The sequence below is a fragment of the Actinomyces israelii DSM 43320 genome (assembly GCF_000711965.1).
Classification (GTDB): Bacteria; Actinomycetota; Actinomycetes; order Actinomycetales; family Actinomycetaceae; genus Actinomyces; species Actinomyces israelii.
In genome coordinates, this window is sequence record NZ_JONS01000002.1 from 23,921 (window position 1) to 41,499 (window position 17,579).

Sequence of the window (17,579 nt, forward strand, 5' to 3'; positions counted from 1 at the left end):
AGGAATCCGCTCATGACACGACTCTTCGGCACTGACGGCGTGCGAGGCCTGGCCAACGACCTGCTCACCCCGGCCCTGGCCGTCCAGCTCGGAGAGGCCGCGGCCCGCGTCCTGACCCGGGACACCCCGGCCTCCAAGCGCTCCCGCTCCGGGCGTCCGCGCGCCATCGTCGGCCGCGACACGCGCGCCAGCGGCGAGTTCCTCGACCACGCCATCAGCGCGGGCCTGGCCTCCTCGGGGGTCGACGTCACCCGTGTCGGCGTCCTGCCCACCCCGGCCATCGCCCACCTGACCGCCACGCAGGACATCGACCTGGGCGTCATGATCTCCGCCTCCCACAACCCCTTCCAGGACAACGGCATCAAGTTCTTCGCCCGCGGCGGCTACAAGCTCGAGGACGCCGTCGAGGACGAGATCGAGTCCCTGCTGGGCAAGGTCGAGGACCTGCCGACCGGCGCCGGCGTGGGCCGCGTCGTCAAGGGCGAGACGGTCGCCGACCGGAACTACATCAACCACCTCGTGGACTCCGTGGCCACCGACCTGTCGGGGCTGCGCATCGTCGTGGACGCCTCCAACGGCGCCGCCAGCAATGTCGGTCCCGCCGCCCTGCGCGCCGCCGGGGCCGAGGTCATCGCCATCAACGCCTCCCCGGACGGCCTCAACATCAACGCCGACTGCGGCTCCACCCACCCCGAGCAGCTCCAGAGCTACGTGCGCTCCGTGGGCGCCGACATGGGCGTGGCCTACGACGGCGACGCCGACCGCTGCCTGGCCGTCGACACCGAGGGCAACCTCGTCGACGGCGACCAGATCATGGGCATGCTCGCCGTGGGCATGAAGGCCGACGGCACGCTCGGCTCCGACACGCTCGTGGTGACCGTCATGAGCAACCTCGGCCTCCTCCTGGCCATGCGAGAGCACGGCATCCGCATCATCCAGACTGGCGTGGGCGACCGCTACGTGCTGGAGAAGATGCTTCAGGGAGGCTTCACCCTGGGCGGCGAGCAGTCCGGCCACGTCATCGACACCATCCACGCCACCACCGGGGACGGGGTGCTCACCTCCCTGCGGGTCGCCGCCCGCCTCAAGCGCACCGGCAAGACCCTGGCCGAGCTGGCGAGCATTGTCACGCGCCTGCCCCAGACCCTCATCAACGTCAAGGGCGTCGACAAGGCCGCCGCGGGCACCAACCAGGCCGTCCAGGACGCCGTCGCCGACGCCGAGGCCGGGCTCGGCGAGACCGGGCGCGTCCTGCTGCGCCCCAGCGGCACCGAGCCGCTCGTGCGCGTCATGGTGGAGGCCGCCACCCAGGACGAGGCGGACTCCGTGGCCCGCTCCCTGGCCGAGGTCGTGAAGGCCAACCTCGCCCTGTGAGCCCCGCGCGCCCCGGGGCCGGCGGCGGCTCCGGGCCCCGGGAGCCCTCCGCCTACCCGCTGTCCCTGCTGGGGGCCGAGCCGGCCTGGCGCGGCAGGGCGCTCAGCGGCCGTCCCCTCGGTCTCCTCGCCGCCCTGGCGGACTGCGAGGGGGCCCGTATGGGCGACGGCGCGATCATTGAGGCCCTGTGGCCCGAGGACGCCCCGGCGCGCCCGCTGCGGGCCCTGCACGTCGTCGTCTCCCGCGTGCGCGCCCTGGTGGGGGACGGCGTGGTCGAGCGCGTCGACGGCGGCTACCGGCTGGCCCTCGCCGCCGCGGACGTCGATGCCCGCGACCTGGCTGCCCGGGCCGAGGCGGCCCGCGCCTGCGCCGCGGCGGGCCGGTGGTCCCGGGTCCTGGAGCTGACGGACGGCCTGCCCCGCCCGCCCGAGGGCGGGGCCGTAGCCGCCCCGGCCCAGGGCCCTCCCCGCCGGCCGACGACGCGAGCGGGCTCGCGGCGCGCCGGCGGCGCCCTCCCGCCGGGCCCCCTGGCCCGGCTCCGCGAGCGCGCCGCCGCCCACGCCGCGGCCGCAGGGCGCGCACGCGCCCTCGCCCTGGAGGCCACCGGCGAGCACTGGCGGGCGGCGCCCCTGCTGCGCGCCGCCGTCGAGGACGATCCCGGAGACGAGACCGTCCTGGCCGCGCTCATGCGCGCCGAGGCCTGGACGCGCTCGCCCGCGGCCGCCCTGGAGATCTACGAGGGCTACCGCCTGCGTCTGCGCGAGCGGGGGGCCGTGCCCGGTCCGGCGGTGCGCGCCGCCCACGAGGCGGCCCTGGCCGCGGAGAACCCGGTGCGCCGTGGGCTGGAGCCCGCGCCCGACCACTTCCTGGGCCGCGAGGGCGACGTCGCGGCCGTCGGCAAGGCCCTGAGCACCCGCCGCCTGGTCACCATCACCGGGCCGGGCGGCGTCGGGAAGACCACGCTCGCCCAGGCCGTGGCGGCCCGCAGCCGCCGCCCCGCCGTGTACGTCGTCGCCCTGGCCGACGTCGTCCCTGGGGCCGACCTGGTGCGGGTCCTGCTCGACGCGCTGGGGAGCCCGCCGGTCGCCGACGCCGAGGCGCGCAGGTCGCTGACCGCCGCCCTGGCCGCCCCGGGGACGCTCCTCGTCCTGGACAACTGCGAGCACCTGGCGGAGGAGGTGGCCGACCTCGTCGGCCCGCTCCTGGCGACCTGCGCGGACCTGCGGGTGCTGGCCACCTCGCGCCGTCGGCTGGACCTGGGCGCGGAGCGCGTCCACCGTCTGGAGCCCCTGGACCCCGCCTCCAGCGCCGGTCTCTTCCGGGCCCGCGCCCTGGCCGCCCGGCCCGACCAGATGATCGACGAGGCGGACCTCGAGGAGCTCCTGGGCCGCCTGGAGGGCATCCCCCTGGCCATCGAGCTGGCGGCCGCCCGGACCCGCACCCTGTCCGTGGGCCAGATCGCCGCCCGGCTGCCCGGGCGCCCGGGGCTGCTGGCGGGCGCGCGCGACGCCCCGGCACGCCAGCGCACCCTGAGAGCCGTCATCGCCTGGTCCTGGGACCTGCTCGACGATTCCGAGCGCCGCGGCCTGGCGAGCCTGGCGCTGCTGCCCGACGGCTTCACCCTCGCCGCCGCCGAGGCCCTCGTCGGGCCCGGGGCCGCCGACGTCCTCGACGCCCTGGCGGGCCACTGCCTGCTCAATGTGCGCGACCGCGGCATCCCCCGCTTCCACATGCTCGTCACCGTCAGGGACTTCGCCCTGGCCCGGCTGGCCGGCTCCGGCGGCGAGGCGGCCGCCCGGCGCCGCCTGCACGACTGGGTGGTCGCAGTGTGCTCCGAGGTCCGCCTGCCCTTGGGAGCGGGCGGCTTCGGCGACATTAACAGCCCGCAGGCCGAGCGGCAGAACCGCGTCTTCCAGCAGCTGATCGACGACGAGGCCGTCGTGGTCCAGGAGCTCGAGCACGTGCTGCAGCAGGTGGCGGCCGGCGGCCCCGGCCGGGACGACGACTCGGACGCCGCCTGCCTCATCGGCGCCGCCCTCATGCGGCTGTGGAGCGTCACCTGGAGCTATGACCGCCTGGCCGACTACGCGCCGCGCCTGGTCGAGCTGGCCGCGCTGCCGGCCCGGAGCCCGCGCGGCAACGAGGCCCGGCTCACCGTCATGGCCCTCCACGCCGGCCTCTCCGGCCTGCTGGGCCCGCTGCCCGCGCGGGTCCGCGAGGACCTGCCCTGCTCCTTTGACGGCGAGGGGCCGATGGCGCGGGTTCGGCGCTTCCTGCGCTCCCCGGCCCGGCAGTGGCCGGATCTCATCGACGACGCCGACCCGTGGGTGGCCTGGATCGCCGGCCGCTGCCTGTCCGCCCAGCTGGAGAACGAGGGCAGGCCGCAGGCCGCCCTGGATGTCGTCGAGACGCTCCGCGGCCGGCTGCGGGGAGCGGACCTGGCCGGGATCTACCTGCTCGAGCTGAGCGCCAGCCGCCTCCAGGTGCTCATGACACTGGGCAGGTACGGGCAGGTGGCCGACGAGTGCGCCCGGGCGCTGGCGCTGGTGGACCGCCTGCTGCCGGCCTGGGGCGCCTCCTACCGGGAGGCACTACAGCTGGAGAGGGCCTACTGCCAGGTCTGTGCCAGCCCTCATGCGGACCTGGCCGCCGGCCTCCTGGCCTCGACCGACCTCACCGGCCTGCCCGGCACCCTGCGCTTCGTGGCCCGGTCCGTCAGCGGCGAGCTGGAGCTGGTTCAGGGGCGCACCCGCGAGGCCGCCCTCATCCAGCGTGAGAGCATGCGCTACGCCGGGAGGTGGCGCACCATTATGGGCGCGGGGTCCCCGTGGGAGCTCTACATCCTGGGCATGTGCCTGGTCACCGACGTCGAGCTCGATCGGGACGACGCGGCGGAGCTCGACGCCTCCGGCATCCGCGCCCGGGCCGTGCCCCTCCTGCGCGACATGCTGGCCGATCCCGCCCCCCGGCAGCGCGACGTGCCCGCCGTCATGGCCTTCGCCGCGGCCGTGGGGCTGTCGGTCATGGCGGGCGCCGGGCAGGAGGAGGGCCCGGCGGGCTGGGACGGGAGCCGGGGTGCGGACCGGAGGGCCGCCGGCGCCGAGCTGGTGGCCACCGCCCTGGCCGTGGGCACCAACCAGACCTGCCGCCTGCTCTCCCACGGCTACCTGCGCACCCGCGCCCGGGCGCTGGACGACCGGGCAATGGCCGTGGCCGAGGAGCGGGCGCGGCACCTGGACCGCGCCCGGCTGCTCACCCGCGCGGCCGGCCTCGCCCGCCGTCTGGCGGACGAGGCCGGCTGAGCGGGCCCGCGAGGACCCCGGATCAGGCGTTGCGCCGCTGGTAGCGGGCGATCGTCCACGGGGCCATGACGGCCAGGACCAGGAGCGAGCCGATGATGGCCGAGCGCACGTCGGCCGCCGAGCCCGTCCCGTCCAGCAGGTAGCGGCAGCCGCCCACAATGTGCGAGACCGGGTTGTTGCGGGTGAAGGCCTTGAGCCAGCCCGGCAGCGTCGAGGTGGGCACCATGGCGTTGGACAGGAAGGTCAGGGGGAACAGGACGATCACCGCGAAGGAGGTGACCGCCTGCGACGAGGAGAAGAGCGTCCCCAGGAACAGGAACCCCCAGGCGATGGCCCAGGCGCAGCCGCCGGCCAGGACGACGGCGCCGGCGGCTCCCGACCAGCCGTTGACCGGGCGGTAGCCCATGACCGCGCCGGTGGCGATCGTCAGCGAGGTGCAGATGAGGTAGCGCAGCACGTCGGCCACCATGGGGCCCAGAACCGGGGCGATGCGCGACATCGGCATGGTGCGGAAGCGGTCGAAGACCCCCTTGTCCATGTCCTCGCGCAGGTCCACGCCCACGCTCTGGCTGGTGGTGAGCGCGTTGATGATCACCAGGCCGGAGACGATCGTGGGCAGGTAGGCCTTGACGTCCCCGGCGATGGCCCCGCCGAAGAGCTGACCGAACATGACGGTGAAGATCACCGGCTGGATGAGGATGTCGTAGGACTCCCCGGGGTTGCGCACCATGGTGATCAGGGAGCGCCAGGCCATGGCGGCGGTGTCCGGGACCAGTCGCGCCTCGCTGAAGCGGGAGGCGGCGGGGCGGTAGGCGGTCGTGGGGGCGGTTGCGGTCGTAGAGGCGGTGGAGGTCATGACTGCTCCCGGTTCTCGGAGGGGCGGGCGGATGAGGGGCGCGCGGCGGACGATGACGGCGCGGGGACCAAGGGCCCGGCTGGCGCCGGGGGCTCCTCCTCGGAGTGATCCCGGGGCCCGCCGGTCAGGGCCATGAAGACCGAGTCCATGCTGGGGCGGTCCACCGAGACGGTCCTGGGCGGCAGGCCGGCGTCGCGCAGGGCCACGAGCACCTCGGTGGCCACGGCCGCCTCGCTCAGGGGCGTCTGGAGGCGGGCGCCCTGGTCGATGATCGCGGGGGCGCGGCCGGTCACCCGCTCGATGATCGCGGCGGTGGCGGCCCGGCCGCCGGGCGCGGCCGGGGTCAGGACGAGGGCGCTGCTGCCCACCCGGTCCTTGAGCTCGTCGGCCGTGCCCTCGGCGATGAGCCGGCCGTCGTCGACAATGCCGATGCGGTGGGCCAGCCGGTCGGCCTCCTCCAGGTACTGGGTGGTCAGCAGGATGGTGGAGCCGCCGGCCACCAGGGAGCGGATGACGTCCCACATCTGCTCGCGGGTGCGCGGGTCCAACCCGGTGGTGGGCTCGTCGAGGAAGACCAGCGGAGGTGCGGCGATGAGCGAGACGGCCAGGTCGAGCCGGCGTCGCATGCCGCCGGAGTAGCCGCTGACCCGCTTGCCGCCGGCCTCGGTCAGGGCGAAGGAGGCCAGCAGCTCATCGGCCCGCTCGCGCGCCCGGCGCCGGCCCAGCCCCAGCAGGCGGCCGAAGAGCCGGAGGTTCTCAACCCCGGTGAGTATCTCGTCGACGCTGGCGTACTGGCCGGTCACCCCAATGACGCTGCGCACGGCGTGGCGCTCGGCCACGACGTCGTGCCCCAGGACCCGGGCGCTGCCGCCGCTGGGCGCCAGCAGCGTGGTGATCATGCGCAGGGCCGTGGACTTGCCGGCGCCGTTGGGGCCGAGCAGGCCGTAGACGATGCCGGTGGGGATCGTCAGGTCCAGGGAGTCGACGGCTGTGAAGGAGCCGAAGGTGCGGGTCAGGCCGTCGGTCTCGACGGCCGGCGGCGAGGACGCCCGGGAAGGCGATGTCTGCGTTGCTGTCTGAGCTGTCATACCCACGAGGGTGGGCCCCCGCGGTTTCAGACCGCCTTCGCCCCGGCTTCACGGGTGCCCCCGCCCGCTCACTCCAGGGCCCGGATGATCGCCTCCACCGTCTCCTTGGCGTCGCCGAAGAGCATGGAGGTGTTCTCCTTGAGGAACAGCGGATTCTGCACGCCCGCGTAGCCGGTGGCCATGGAGCGCTTGAACACCACGACCTGTGCGGCCTCCCACACGCGCAGCACCGGCATGCCGGCGATCGGCGAGCCGGGCTCCTCGGCCGCGGGGTTGACGGTGTCGTTGGCGCCGATGACCAGGACGATGTCGACCCTGCCGAAGTCGTCATTGATCTCGTCCATCTCCAGGACGATGTCGTAGGGGACCTTCGCCTCGGCCAGGAGCACGTTCATGTGCCCGGGAAGGCGCCCGGCGACGGGGTGGATGCCGAAGGCGACCTCGATCCCCTCGCCCCGCAGCATCTCGGCGAGCGTGGCGACGGGGTACTGCGCCTGGGCCACCGCCATCCCGTACCCGGGGGTGACGACGACGCGCCGTGCCGCCTGCAGGTCATGGGCCACGCGGGAGGGGTCGGTCCGGTGGACCGCGCCCTGCTGCCCGTCACCCCGGGCTGGGGCGCCGGAGTCGGTTCCGAAGCCGCCCAGCAGCACGGAGACGAAGGAGCGGTTCATGGCCCGGCACATGAGGTAGGACAGGTAGGCGCCCGAGGAGCCCACCAGCGCGCCGGTGATAATGAGCAGGTCATTGTTGACCATGAAGCCGGTGAAGGCCGAGGCCCATCCCGAGTAGGAGTTCATAATGGACACCACCACCGGCATGTCGCCGCCGCCGATGGCGACCACCAGGTGGATTCCCAGCAGGAGGGCGAGCGCCGTCATGACCGCCAGGCACGTCCAGGCGGCCCTCGAGCCCTGCGGCAGGACCACGAAGGCGACCATGAGCCCCAGGCACGCCACCAGCACGAGCAGGTTGAGCAGGTTGCGCCCCGGCAGCGTCAGCGGTCGCCCCGGGATGCGACCGGCGAGCTTGAGGGCGGCGAGCACCGAGCCAGTGAAGGTCACCGCCCCCACGAAGACGCCCAGGAACACCTCCCCCAGGTGGAAGGCGCCCAGCGACTCGGCCAGAGGGTCGGGCTGGACGTAGGAGCTGTACCCGACGAGCACGGCGGCCAGCCCCACCAGGCCGTTGAGGACGGCGATGAGCTGGGGCATGCCGGTCATGGCGACCCGTCCGGCGAGCACCAGCCCGATGACCGCGCCCAGGCCCAGCGCCAGGGCGATGAGGAGGGCGGTGACGACGACGCCCTGCCCGGGCCCGGTGGCCAGGGTCAGTCCGGCCACGGCGGCGACGGCGACCGCCATGCCGAACGCGCCGGCGACGTTGCCGGCCACGGCCGTCTCGTGCCGGGACAGTCCGGCGGCCGCGAGGATGAACAGGATGGCGGCGGCCACGTAGGCCAGGGCGATCGGGGAGGCGAGGCCCGTGGCGGACACGGTCGGCTCAGCCGGCACGGTCAGCGCGGTCGGCACGGTCAGCGCAGTCAGCGCAGTCAGCGCGGTCGGCACGGTCTCAGCCCTTCCTGAACATGGCGAGCATGCGGTGCGTGACCGCGAAGCCGCCGAAGACGTTGATGGTGGCCAGCACGGTCGCCGCGAAGGCGACGGCGGCGATGCGCGGGTCCGCGTTGCCGATCTGCGAGATCGCGCCGAGCAGGATGATGCCCGAGATGGCGTTGGTCACCGACATCAGCGGCGTGTGCAGGGCGGGGGTGACGTTCGAGATGACGTGGAAGCCCAGGATGATCGACAGCGCGAGCACGATGTAGTGGCTGGTGGCCGCCGCCGGGGTGATGAGGACGAGGGCGGCGGCCAGGGCGACGACGAGCCCGAGCACGATCCGGCGTCGGCGGGAGCGGGGCCGGTCCTGCGCGACCGGCGCCTCGGCCGCGTCAGGTCCGCCGGGCTGCTCGGCCTCGGCGGGCCCGCCGGCGGCGCTCGGAGCGGCCGACACGCTCACGGGCGGCGGCGGCCACAGGATCTCGCCGTCATGGCAGACGGTGATGGTGCGGACCACCTCGTCGTCCAGGTCCAGCGCGAGCGCCCCGTCCCCGGCCGGGGTCATCAGGTCCAGCAGGTTGACGAGGTTCTGGCTGTAGAGCAGGGAGGACTGCAGCGGCAGGCGGGAGGCCAGGTCGGTGAGGCCGACGACGGCGACGCCGCCCCCGGTGGTGACCACCCGGCCGGGGACCGTCAGCTCGGTGTTGCCGCCCGTGCCCGCGGCCATGTCGATGACGACAGAGCCCGGCCGCATGCCCTCGACCGCCTCCCGGTCGAGCAGCAGCGGGGCCCGGCGCCCGGGGATGGCTGCCGTGGTGATGACCACGTCGGCCTGCGCGGCCTCGTCGGCGTACAGGGCGGCAGCGGCGGCGGCCTGGTCGGCGGCCATCTCGGTGGCGTAGCCGTCCCGGGACTCCTCCTGCGCGGCGGGCAGGGGGACGAAGCTCGCGCCCATGGACTCCACCTGCTCGGCGACCTCGGGGCGCACGTCGGTGCCGCGCACGACGGCGCCCAGCGAACGGGCGGCGCCGATCCCGGCCAGCCCCGCCACGCCGGCGCCGATGACGTAGACGCGCGCGGGCTCGAACTTGCCCGCCGCCGTCACCTGCCCTCCCAGGGGGCGGCCCAGGTGCGCCGCGGCCTCGATGACGGCGCGGTAGCCGGCCAGGTTCGCCTGGGAGGAGAGCACGTCCATGGCCTGGGCCCGGGACAGGCGCGGCACGGCGTCCACCGCGAGCGCGGTGAGGTCGCGCGCCCTCAGGTTCTCCAGCAGCCCGGGGCGACGGGCCGGGTCCAACCTGCTGATGAGCACCGCGCCGCGGCGCATGAGGCCCAGCTCCCGGTTCGACGGCGTGTGGGCGGCCAGGACCACCTCGCACCCCCATGCCGCCTCCGCATCGACCAGGTCCGCGCCCGCCTCCCGGTAGTCGTCGTCGGGGATGTGGGCGACGGTCCCGGCGCCGCGCTCGACACGGACCGTGTACCCCAGGGAGACCAGCTTCTCCACCGACTGCGGCGTGGCGGCAATGGGCGCCTGCTCCGGCTGCTCGTGAGGGACTCCTATGTCCATGACCTCTCCTCGTGGCCGCAGGTGGAAGGGGCCGCGGCAAGGGCGGCGGCCCCGCCACGGGTGGATGAGGAGAACTTTAAGGGGCGTGTCAATACATGCCGGTAATATCCGTGATAGGGACGTGATGACCCGGGCGGGGCCATGAGGGGACGACGGCGCCCCGCCCGCCCGTCGCGCTGACGGGAAGGCGGGGCGCCGCTGTCGCGCGGCCGGGCGTCTCCGGCGCGGATCAGCGCTTGGAGTACTGCGGGGCGCGGCGGGCCTTGTGCAGACCGGCCTTCTTGCGCTCGACGACGCGGGCGTCGCGGGTCAGGAAGCCCGCCTTCTTCAGGGTGGCGCGGTTGGCGTCGCGGTCGATCTCGTTCAGGGCGCGGGCGATGCCCAGGCGCAGGGCGCCGGCCTGCCCGGAGACGCCGCCGCCGTTGATGCGGGCGATGACGTCGAAACGGCCCTCGAGGTCGAGCACGGTGAAGGGGGCCCGCACGAGCTGCTGGTGCAGCTTGTTGGGGAAGTAGTCCTCCAGGCTGCGGCCGTTCAGGGTCCACTGGCCGGTGCCGGGGATGAGGCGGACGCGGGCGACGGCCTCCTTGCGGCGGCCCAGGCCGGCGCCGGGAGCGGTGATGGACTGGCCACGGCCCTCGGATGAGCCGGTGGTCTCGGTGGTGTAGCTGGAGGGGGCGTTCTCCTCGTCCAGCGCGTCGATGTCAACAGTGGTCTCAGCCACAATGTGTCCTTTGCTTGTCGCGGGGTGCCGGGCGCCGGGGCGCTTACTGGGCGACCTGGGTGATCTCGAAGGGCTGCGGGTTCTGCGAGGCGTGCGGGTGCTCCGCACCCGCGTAGACCCTGAGCTTCTTGAGCTGGGCACGGCCGAGCCTGGTGTGGGGCACCATGCCCTTGACGGCCTTCTCGACGGCGCGCTCCGGGCGGGTCGCCAGCAGGTCGCGGTAGGAGATCGCCTTGAGGCCGCCAGGATAGCCCGAGTGGCGGTAGGCGAGCTTCCGGTCGGCCTTGCCGTTGGTCAGGACGACCTTGTCGGCGTTGACAATGATGACGTAGTCGCCGCAGTCCTCATTGGGGGCGAACTGGGGCTTGTGCTTCCCACGGAGCAGGGTCGCGGCCTGAGCCGCGAGGCGGCCGAGGACGACGTCGGTGGCGTCAATGACGTACCAGTTCTTCTCGACGTCGCCAGGCTTCGGTGTGTACGTGCGCACGGGCGTTGCCTTCGTTTCTCTTTGGCGAGTGGACGCGCCGGAACCAGCGCTGAAGCATCACTGGACGACGAGACCACCATGGTCAGGTGAGTGGTCGGCGCACCGGCGACCCGGGCGAGTGGGACGACACCACGGATGCGATCGCGTGCTGCACGACGCCCTCATACGATACCGGCGGCGCCGGATGGGGGTCAAAGGAACCGCTCGTTACCGCACGTGAATCCCGCCACGCGCCCGCAACGGCCCGTCGGCAGCCCCGCGAGACGGCCTCCTCAGCAGCAGCGGCCCCTTCCCCCGCGTGCGGGACCGCGCAGGGTCCGCGCGCGCTCGGCCTGCGCCGCCAGCTCGTCGTCGGCGGGGTAGTCCACGGCCTCCAGGGTGAGCCCGTGGGCCGGGGCGAGCGGCGCGGCGTCCCGGCGCGAGCGCGCCGCCAGCAGCGCTGCGGGCCATGCCGGGGGCCTGCGGCCCCGCCCGACCGCGATGCCGGCCCCGACCAGGGATCGCACCATGGAGTGGCAGAAGGCGTCGGCCTCCACCGTCAGGGCGACCAGTCCGGCGTCACCGCCCGGGTCCCCGGTGGCCGCCCGCCGCCACTCCAGGCGGCGCAGGGTGCGGATGGTCGTGGCGCCGGCGCGCGGCCTGCAGTAGGACAGGAAGTCGTGCTCTCCCAGCAGCGGCGCGGCCGATGCCGCCATGGCGTCGACGTCGAGGCGCCCGGCCTCCCACAGGACCTGCCCGCGGCGGGCGGGATCGCGCGGCGAACCGGCGTCGGCGATCCGGTAGACGTAGCGGCGGCCGACGGCGGAGAACCGGGCGTCGAAGGCGGCGGGCACCACGCGGGCGCCGGTGACCGCGATGTCAGAGGCGCCGCGCGGCGTGCCGGGCAGGCCGCGGGCCTCGCGCGCCAGGACCCCGGCCAGGCGGGCGAGCAGGGCGGTCCCGGGGGGCCGGTCGGAGCGCCCCGGCAGCCCCGCCCAGGCCTCCCGGCTCACGTCCAGGTGCGCCACCTGGGCGGCGGCGTGCACGCCGGCGTCGGTGCGGCCCGCCACCGTCAGCCTGACGGGCGAGCGCAGGACCGTGCGCAGGGCGTCGGTCAGGACGCCCTCGACGGTGCGCAGGCCCGGTTGCGCGGCCCAGCCGCTGAAGGCGGCGCCGTCGTAGGCCAGGTCCAGGCGCAGGCGGAGGACTCGCGGGTCCCGCTCCCCCGCAGTGCGAAGGGTCTCGGTCATAGGGGCCATTCGATCACGTCCGGACGATTGAGTCCGGGGGTGGCGTGCGAAGAGGCGTCCTTCGCTCGGCTCCACAGCCCCCGCCCTCTTCTTCTTGTCGAGATCTACCGGTCTTGGCGAAGGGGGCCGCGGGCCCGCCCGACGCGCTCCGCGCTGTCGGAACCGGGCATCTGGCGCGCCCGCGGGCGGCGCGCGCGGGCGGTCGACGCGGTAGCGTCGTGCCCGTGACCACGATCTCCACGCTCTCCGTCGACTGCGGTGGCGGCGGCATCAAGGCCTCGGTGCTCGACGCCGCCGGCGCCATCGTCTCCCGCGCCGTGCGCACCCCCACCCCCTACCCGCTGCCCCCGGCCAAGCTGGTCGAGACGATCGCGGGCCTGGCCGAGCAGCTGCCCCAGGCCGACCGGGTGACGGTCGGCATGCCGGGCATGATCCGCCACGGCGTCGTCATCGCCACGCCCCACTACATCACCAGGGACGGCCCCCGGTCCCGGGTCCTGCCCGAGCTGGTCGAGCAGTGGGCCCGCTTCGACATGGGCGAGGCGATCGCCGCCCGCCTCGGGATCCCCTCCCTCATACTCAACGACGCCGAGGTGGCGGGGTGCGGGGTCGTCACGGGCCGCGGGCACGAGATGATCGTGACGCTGGGGACGGGGCTGGGCAACGCGGTCTTCGACAACGGGATCCTCGCCCCGCACGTCGAGGTCTCCCAGGGGCCGGTGCGCTGGGGCCTGACCTATGACGACTACATCGGCGAGCACGAGCGCCTGCGCCTGGGCGACGCGCACTGGTCGCGCCGGGTGCGGCGGGTGGTCGATGCGCTGCGGCCCATGTACCTGTGGGACCGCCTGTACCTCGGCGGTGGCAACTCCCGCCGCATCACCGCCTTCCAGCTCAGCAGGATCGGCGACGACGTCGTCGTGGTCCCCAACGAGGCCGGCATGACCGGTGGCGCCCGATGCTGGGAGATGGCTCGCGCGGCCCGCTCCTGAGGCCCGCACACACGCACCGGTCCCCCGGCTCAGCCGAGCCGGGGGACCGGTGGTTATTCAGATGCGCTGCGGGGCGCCTCGCCCTCAGGCGCGGCGGCGCGACAGCTTCAGGCCGAGACCACCGGCGGCCAGGGCCGCGACGGCGGCCAGGCCGGTCGCGCCGGCGGCGGCACCGGTGTGGGCCAGCGCGGGCTTCTTGGGCTCGGTAGCCGGAGCGGCGACCGCGTCGGTCGTGGCGGCAACGGGCTCACCGGCGGCCGGCGCAGCGGGCTGCTCCGGGGCGGCGGGCTTCTCCGCGCCACCCTGGCCCTGGCCGTTGTCACCGGGCTTCTCCGCGCCGTCGTCGGGCTCGATCGGAACCTCGGGCAGGACGGGGTTGGCGGGGATCTCCACGTCTCCACCGCCCTTCCTCTCGTTACCGCCGGCGTCGTTGGAGCCGCCGTGGTTGGAGGGGTTGGTGGGCGTCGCAGTCGGCTCGGCGGTCGGAGCGGGCTCCGTGGGGACGACCGAGGGAGTCGGGGTCGGCTCGTCGTTGGTTCCGTCGCCGTCGCCCTGGCCGACGGTGCGGGCCTTCGCCGTGGCGGTCAGGTTCTCGCCGTTGACCGTGGCCGTGTTGTCCTTGGTGTCGGAGTCCGTGCTGGAGGTCGAGGTGTAGAAGACTCGGCAGACGGTCTCGCTGTTGTCAACCGACCAGGAGACCGTGTGGTTGTCCTTGTCGTTCTTGACGTCGGTCACCCTCCACTTCTGGGACCAGTCGGAGTTCGTGCACTCGACCTTGCTGTAGGTGCCCTCGGGGTCGACGACGGTGTAGGAGGTGGAGCCGTAGACGTTGACCGTCCAGGTCCAGGTGTAGGTGCCGTCCTTCAGGTCGCTCATCCAGCCGATCTTGGCGTTCTTCTTGCGGGCCTGCTCGGGGATCACGCCGTCGCAGTGGTCGGTGTCGCAGGTGCCGTCGCCGTCGCTGTCACCGGGGACGACCTTGAAGGTCTTGCCGTTGGCAACGACCGTCGACTCCTTCTTGCCGATGAGGTCGGGGGTGATCTGGCCGCGGGCCGACAGGGTGCCGACGACGTGGTCCCACTGCTCGACGGTGTTGTTAAGAGTGCAGGTCAGGTGCTGGGAGTTGATGACCGCGGTGCAGTCGCCGAGGGTGACCGACGGGTCGTCCTTCTTGACGAGCTTGAAGTCAACGCCGCTGGCCCACTGCAGCCCCTCGCCGAGGTCGAGGGTCAGGGTCTGCCCGGCCTTCGGGTGGTCGGCGTTCCAGTCAGCGGTGATGCTGAGCTGGGCCCAACTCTCGGCGTTGTTCGACTTGGTGACGACATTGGTGACGTTCACGGGTCCCGGGTCGTCGGCCTGGGCCACGGGCACGGCCAGTGCGGCCCAGCCCAGGGTCGTGGCGAGACCGGTGGCGGCGAACACGCCAACCACACGCCGCGTCAGGGATCGCGTGGTCGGCCTGCTGGCAGATGTTCTTGCTAGAGGCATGGGAACTCCATCGGGGTAGATCGCAACTTGAGTTACCGGATCAGCCTAGCGCGATCGTGACCAAAGTGAAACCTCATAAGGGAAGAACATCGAAATCAAGCGTGAGTCTTGTCACGACAAATATGTGATTATGAGACGTCTACGACAGCCGTGGGGTCCGGTCGCCAGTCGGCGACCGGACCCCACGGCGCGGAGAGCGTGCGCACAGGCCTCAGGCGCCGGGCGCCTCGTCGCCCTTGTCGGCGGCATCGGCGGCACCGTCGGAGGGCGCCTGCACGGAGGCCTCCTCCGTCTGGTCGGCACCCTCCCCGGCCTGCTCGGTCCCCTCGGCGCGGTCGGTCGCGGCCTTGGCAGCGGCCCGCTTGGCGGTCTCGACGGCGTCGGCCACAGCCTCCTTCTTGGCCACGGGCTCCAGGACCAGCGAGATCACGGCCATGGGAGCGTTGTCGCCCCTGCGCGGCCTGGTCTTGATAATGCGGGTGTAGCCGCCGTTGCGCCCCTCGAACTGGGGGGCGAGCTCCTCGAAGAGGCGGTAGACGGCGTACTTGTCCGTGATCTTCTTCATCACAGTGCGGCGGGCGTGCAGGTCGCCGCGCTTGCCCTTGGTGATGAGCTTCTCGGCGTAGGGGCGCAGGCGCCGGGCGCGGGCCTCCGTCGTCGTGATCGACTCATGGATGATGAGCTGGGTGGCGAGGTTGGCCAGCATGTGGCGCTCGTGCTGGGCGCTTCCACCCAGGCGGGGACCCTTGGTTGGGCGAGGCATGGTTGTCTCCTAATGAAATGACGGGCGGGCTCAGGCGTGCTGCTCGTCGCTGAACGTGGGGCTGGTGTAGTCGTCCTCGGAGGCGTAGTCGGCCGGGGAGCCCTTGAGGGACAGGCCCAGCTCGGCCAGCTTCTCCTTGATCTCGGAGATCGACTTGGCACCGAAGTTGCGGATGTCGAGCAGGTCCGCCTCGCTGCGTGCGACGAGCTCGCCGACGGTGTGGATGCCCTCGCGCTTGAGGGCGTTGGAGGAGCGCGCCTGCAGGTCCAGCTCGTCGATCATGAGGGCGAGGTCCTGCTGGAGCGCCTGGTCCATGGGCGAGGGGCCGACCTCGATGCCCTCGGCCTCGACGTTGAGCTCGCGGGCCAGCCCGAAGAGCTCGACCAGCGTCTTGCCGGCCGAGGCCAGCGCGTCGCGGGGCGTCATGGAGGCCTTGGTCTCGACATCGACGATGAGGCGGTCGAAGTCGGTGCGCTGCTCGACTCTGGTGGCCTCGACGGCGTAGGAGACCTTCTTGACCGGCGAGTAGATCGAGTCCACGGGGATGCGGGAGATCTCCGCGTTGGGGTCCTTGTTCTGGTTGGCCGACACGTAGCCGCGGCCGCGCTCGACGGTCAGCTCGATCTCGAGCTTGCCCTTCTCGTTGAGGGTGGCGATGACCAGCTCGGGGTTGTGGATCTCGACGCCGGCGGGCGGGGTGATGTCACCGGCGGTGACGGCTCCCGGCCCGGACTTGCGCAGGTACATCACGACCGGCTCGTCGTTCTCGCTGGAGAGCACGATCTCCTTGATGTTGAGGATGATCTGCGTGACATCCTCCTTGACTCCGGCGATCGTGCGGAACTCGTGCGGGACTCCGTCGATGCGCACGGAGGTGACGGCCGCGCCCGGGATGGACGACAGCAGCGTGCGGCGCAGTGAGTTGCCGAGCGTGTATCCGAAACCGGGCTCGAGGGGCTCGATGACGAACCGCGAGCGGCGGCTGTCCTCGACGACCTCCTCGGAGAGCGCGGGTCGCTGTGCAATGAGCACTGGGTTTCCTTTCGTCGCGGCGCCCGCTATATGACGCCGTTCCTCATGGTGCGGCTGCCGTCGGGGGACGCTCCCGACGGCGGCCGGCCCACCCCGGCGGGATGGACCCGTTCAGCCGTCGGCGCCCCCGGCCCTCCACCGGGCGGGGACGCCGAGGGCCGTGGAGCCTCAGACGCGGCGGCGCTTCGGGGGGCGGCAGCCGTTGTGGGCCTGGGGTGTCACGTCCGTGATGGAGCCGACCTCGAGGCCGGCGGCCTGGAGAGAGCGGATCGCGGTCTCGCGGCCAGAGCCGGGCCCCTTGACGAAGACGTCGACCTTCTTCATGCCGTGCTCCTGCGCCCGGCGGGCGGCGGCCTCGGCGGCGAGCTGGGCGGCGTAGGGGGTCGACTTGCGGGAGCCCTTGAAGCCGACCTGGCCGGAGGAGGCCCAGGCGATGACGGCGCCGTGGGGGTCGGTCAGGGACACGATCGTGTTGTTGAAGGTCGACTTGATGTAGGCGTGGCCGTGCGTGACGTTCTTGCGGTCCTTGCGGCGCGGCTTGCGCACGGTGGAGCGGGTCTTGGGGGGCATTCTTCCTTCTTCTTCGATGAGGTCGTTCCACGGCGGGCCGGGCCCGCGCCGTGGGCTGCTGCTTACCTGTTACTTGGCCTTCTTCTTGCCGGCCACGGTCCGCTTGGGGCCCTTGCGGGTGCGCGCGTTGGTCTTGGTGCGCTGGCCGCGCACCGGCAGGTGGCGGCGGTGGCGCAGACCCTGGTAGCAGCCGATCTCGATCTTGCGGCGGATGTCGGCCTGGACCGCGCGGCGCAGGTCGCCCTCCACCCGGTAGCTGGCCTCGATGTGGTTGCGCAGGGCGACCAGCTCGTCCTCGGCGAGGTCCTTGACGCGGGTGTCCGGGTTGACCCCGGTGGCCGCGAGGGTCTCGGCCGCACGTGTGCGCCCGACCCCGAAGATGTAGGTGAGAGCGACCTCGACTCGCTTGTCGCGAGGCAGGTCGACACCGGAAATACGTGCCACTGCGGTGGTTCTCCTGTGTGCTCCCGGAGGTCGTCACCCGCCCCTCCGTCATCTCATCGACGGCCCCGGCCTCCGGGAACCGGGGGTTGCGGACCGGCGCG

15 protein-coding genes are annotated in these 17,579 nt (G+C 73.1%); 3 read left to right on the plus strand and 12 right to left on the minus strand.

The features are described 5' to 3' along the window. Window positions 1-12: 12 nt before the first annotated feature. Window positions 13-1,374, plus strand: coding sequence for a phosphoglucosamine mutase (gene glmM / locus O145_RS01295; RefSeq protein WP_043558611.1), 1,362 nt, complete (start codon window positions 13-15; stop codon window positions 1,372-1,374). Further along, entirely contained in the window at window positions 1,371-4,676 is a 3,306-nt protein-coding gene (locus tag O145_RS01300; protein WP_084682289.1) for an ATP-binding protein, read from the plus strand. Before glmM ends, O145_RS01300 begins: the two co-directional genes overlap by 4 nt. 22 nt (window positions 4,677-4,698) lie before the next feature. Here O145_RS01300 and O145_RS01305 read toward each other — a convergent pair whose 3' ends face one another. From O145_RS01305 to O145_RS01335, 7 genes are all read right to left on the minus strand, one after another. Then, window positions 4,699-5,532 carry an ABC transporter permease gene (locus tag O145_RS01305; protein ID WP_043558612.1) on the minus strand — a complete coding sequence of 278 codons (834 nt, stop codon included), beginning with the start codon at window positions 5,530-5,532 and terminating at the stop codon, window positions 4,699-4,701. Beyond that, window positions 5,529-6,620 (minus strand): daunorubicin resistance protein DrrA family ABC transporter ATP-binding protein, encoded by a 1,092-nt coding sequence (locus tag O145_RS01310; RefSeq protein ID WP_043558613.1) that lies wholly within the window; start codon window positions 6,618-6,620, stop codon window positions 5,529-5,531. The genes O145_RS01305 and O145_RS01310 overlap by 4 nt, the downstream gene beginning before the upstream one ends. Before the next feature lie 68 nt (window positions 6,621-6,688). Then, a complete protein-coding gene (locus tag O145_RS01315) occupies window positions 6,689-8,140 on the minus strand; it encodes an NAD(P)(+) transhydrogenase (Re/Si-specific) subunit beta (RefSeq protein ID WP_229118293.1) in 1,452 nt (483 codons plus the stop codon). Between the two features lie 52 nt (window positions 8,141-8,192). Continuing rightward, window positions 8,193-9,749: a Re/Si-specific NAD(P)(+) transhydrogenase subunit alpha gene (locus O145_RS01320; RefSeq protein ID WP_043558614.1), complete on the minus strand. Its 1,557-nt coding sequence runs from the start codon at window positions 9,747-9,749 to the stop codon at window positions 8,193-8,195. Between the two features lie 229 nt (window positions 9,750-9,978). Next, the gene (rpsI, locus tag O145_RS01325; protein WP_043558616.1) at window positions 9,979-10,473 is read right to left on the minus strand and encodes a 30S ribosomal protein S9; all 495 of its coding nucleotides are present in this window, start codon (window positions 10,471-10,473) and stop codon (window positions 9,979-9,981) included. Between the two features lie 43 nt (window positions 10,474-10,516). After that, entirely contained in the window at window positions 10,517-10,960 is a 444-nt protein-coding gene (gene rplM / locus O145_RS01330; RefSeq protein WP_043558619.1) for a 50S ribosomal protein L13, read from the minus strand. Window positions 10,961-11,232: 272 nt separating this feature from the next. Continuing rightward, window positions 11,233-12,189 (minus strand): tRNA pseudouridine synthase A, encoded by a 957-nt coding sequence (locus O145_RS01335; protein WP_052374470.1) that lies wholly within the window; start codon window positions 12,187-12,189, stop codon window positions 11,233-11,235. A gap of 224 nt (window positions 12,190-12,413) precedes the next feature. Here O145_RS01335 and O145_RS01340 point away from each other — a divergent pair, with 224 nt between their 5' ends. Beyond that, entirely contained in the window at window positions 12,414-13,181 is a 768-nt protein-coding gene (locus tag O145_RS01340; RefSeq protein WP_043558942.1) for an ROK family protein, read from the plus strand. An 84-nt stretch (window positions 13,182-13,265) separates the two neighbouring features. On the opposite strand, the gene O145_RS01345 is transcribed toward O145_RS01340, so the two are convergent. The 5 genes from O145_RS01345 to rpsM all read right to left on the minus strand — a co-directional run bounded on the left by O145_RS01345 (window position 13,266) and on the right by rpsM (window position 17,478). Continuing rightward, the gene (locus O145_RS01345) at window positions 13,266-14,603 is read right to left on the minus strand and encodes a hypothetical protein (protein ID WP_043558622.1); all 1,338 of its coding nucleotides are present in this window, start codon (window positions 14,601-14,603) and stop codon (window positions 13,266-13,268) included. A gap of 277 nt (window positions 14,604-14,880) precedes the next feature. After that, the gene (gene rplQ, locus O145_RS01350; RefSeq protein ID WP_043558625.1) at window positions 14,881-15,432 is read right to left on the minus strand and encodes a 50S ribosomal protein L17; all 552 of its coding nucleotides are present in this window, start codon (window positions 15,430-15,432) and stop codon (window positions 14,881-14,883) included. A gap of 30 nt (window positions 15,433-15,462) precedes the next feature. Continuing rightward, window positions 15,463-16,464 carry a DNA-directed RNA polymerase subunit alpha gene (locus O145_RS01355; RefSeq protein ID WP_043558628.1) on the minus strand — a complete coding sequence of 334 codons (1,002 nt, stop codon included), beginning with the start codon at window positions 16,462-16,464 and terminating at the stop codon, window positions 15,463-15,465. A 168-nt stretch (window positions 16,465-16,632) separates the two neighbouring features. Then, entirely contained in the window at window positions 16,633-17,034 is a 402-nt protein-coding gene (gene rpsK, locus O145_RS01360; RefSeq protein WP_043558631.1) for a 30S ribosomal protein S11, read from the minus strand. A gap of 69 nt (window positions 17,035-17,103) precedes the next feature. Beyond that, entirely contained in the window at window positions 17,104-17,478 is a 375-nt protein-coding gene (rpsM, locus tag O145_RS01365; protein ID WP_043558633.1) for a 30S ribosomal protein S13, read from the minus strand. Window positions 17,479-17,579: the final 101 nt, after the last annotated feature.

What these genes read in the sequence shown, in the direction of transcription:
- glmM (WP_043558611.1), top strand. Translation starts at nt 13, where the DNA reads ATGACACGACTCTTCGGCACTGACGGCGTGCGAGGCCTGGCCAACGAC.
- O145_RS01305 (WP_043558612.1), bottom strand. Translation starts at nt 5,532, where the DNA reads ATGACCTCCACCGCCTCTACGACCGCAACCGCCCCCACGACCGCCTAC.
- O145_RS01310 (WP_043558613.1), bottom strand. Translation starts at nt 6,620, where the DNA reads ATGACAGCTCAGACAGCAACGCAGACATCGCCTTCCCGGGCGTCCTCG.
- O145_RS01320 (WP_043558614.1), bottom strand. Translation starts at nt 9,749, where the DNA reads ATGGACATAGGAGTCCCTCACGAGCAGCCGGAGCAGGCGCCCATTGCC.
- O145_RS01335 (WP_052374470.1), bottom strand. Translation starts at nt 12,189, where the DNA reads ATGACCGAGACCCTTCGCACTGCGGGGGAGCGGGACCCGCGAGTCCTC.
- rplQ (WP_043558625.1), bottom strand. Translation starts at nt 15,432, where the DNA reads ATGCCTCGCCCAACCAAGGGTCCCCGCCTGGGTGGAAGCGCCCAGCAC.
- rpsK (WP_043558631.1), bottom strand. Translation starts at nt 17,034, where the DNA reads ATGCCCCCCAAGACCCGCTCCACCGTGCGCAAGCCGCGCCGCAAGGAC.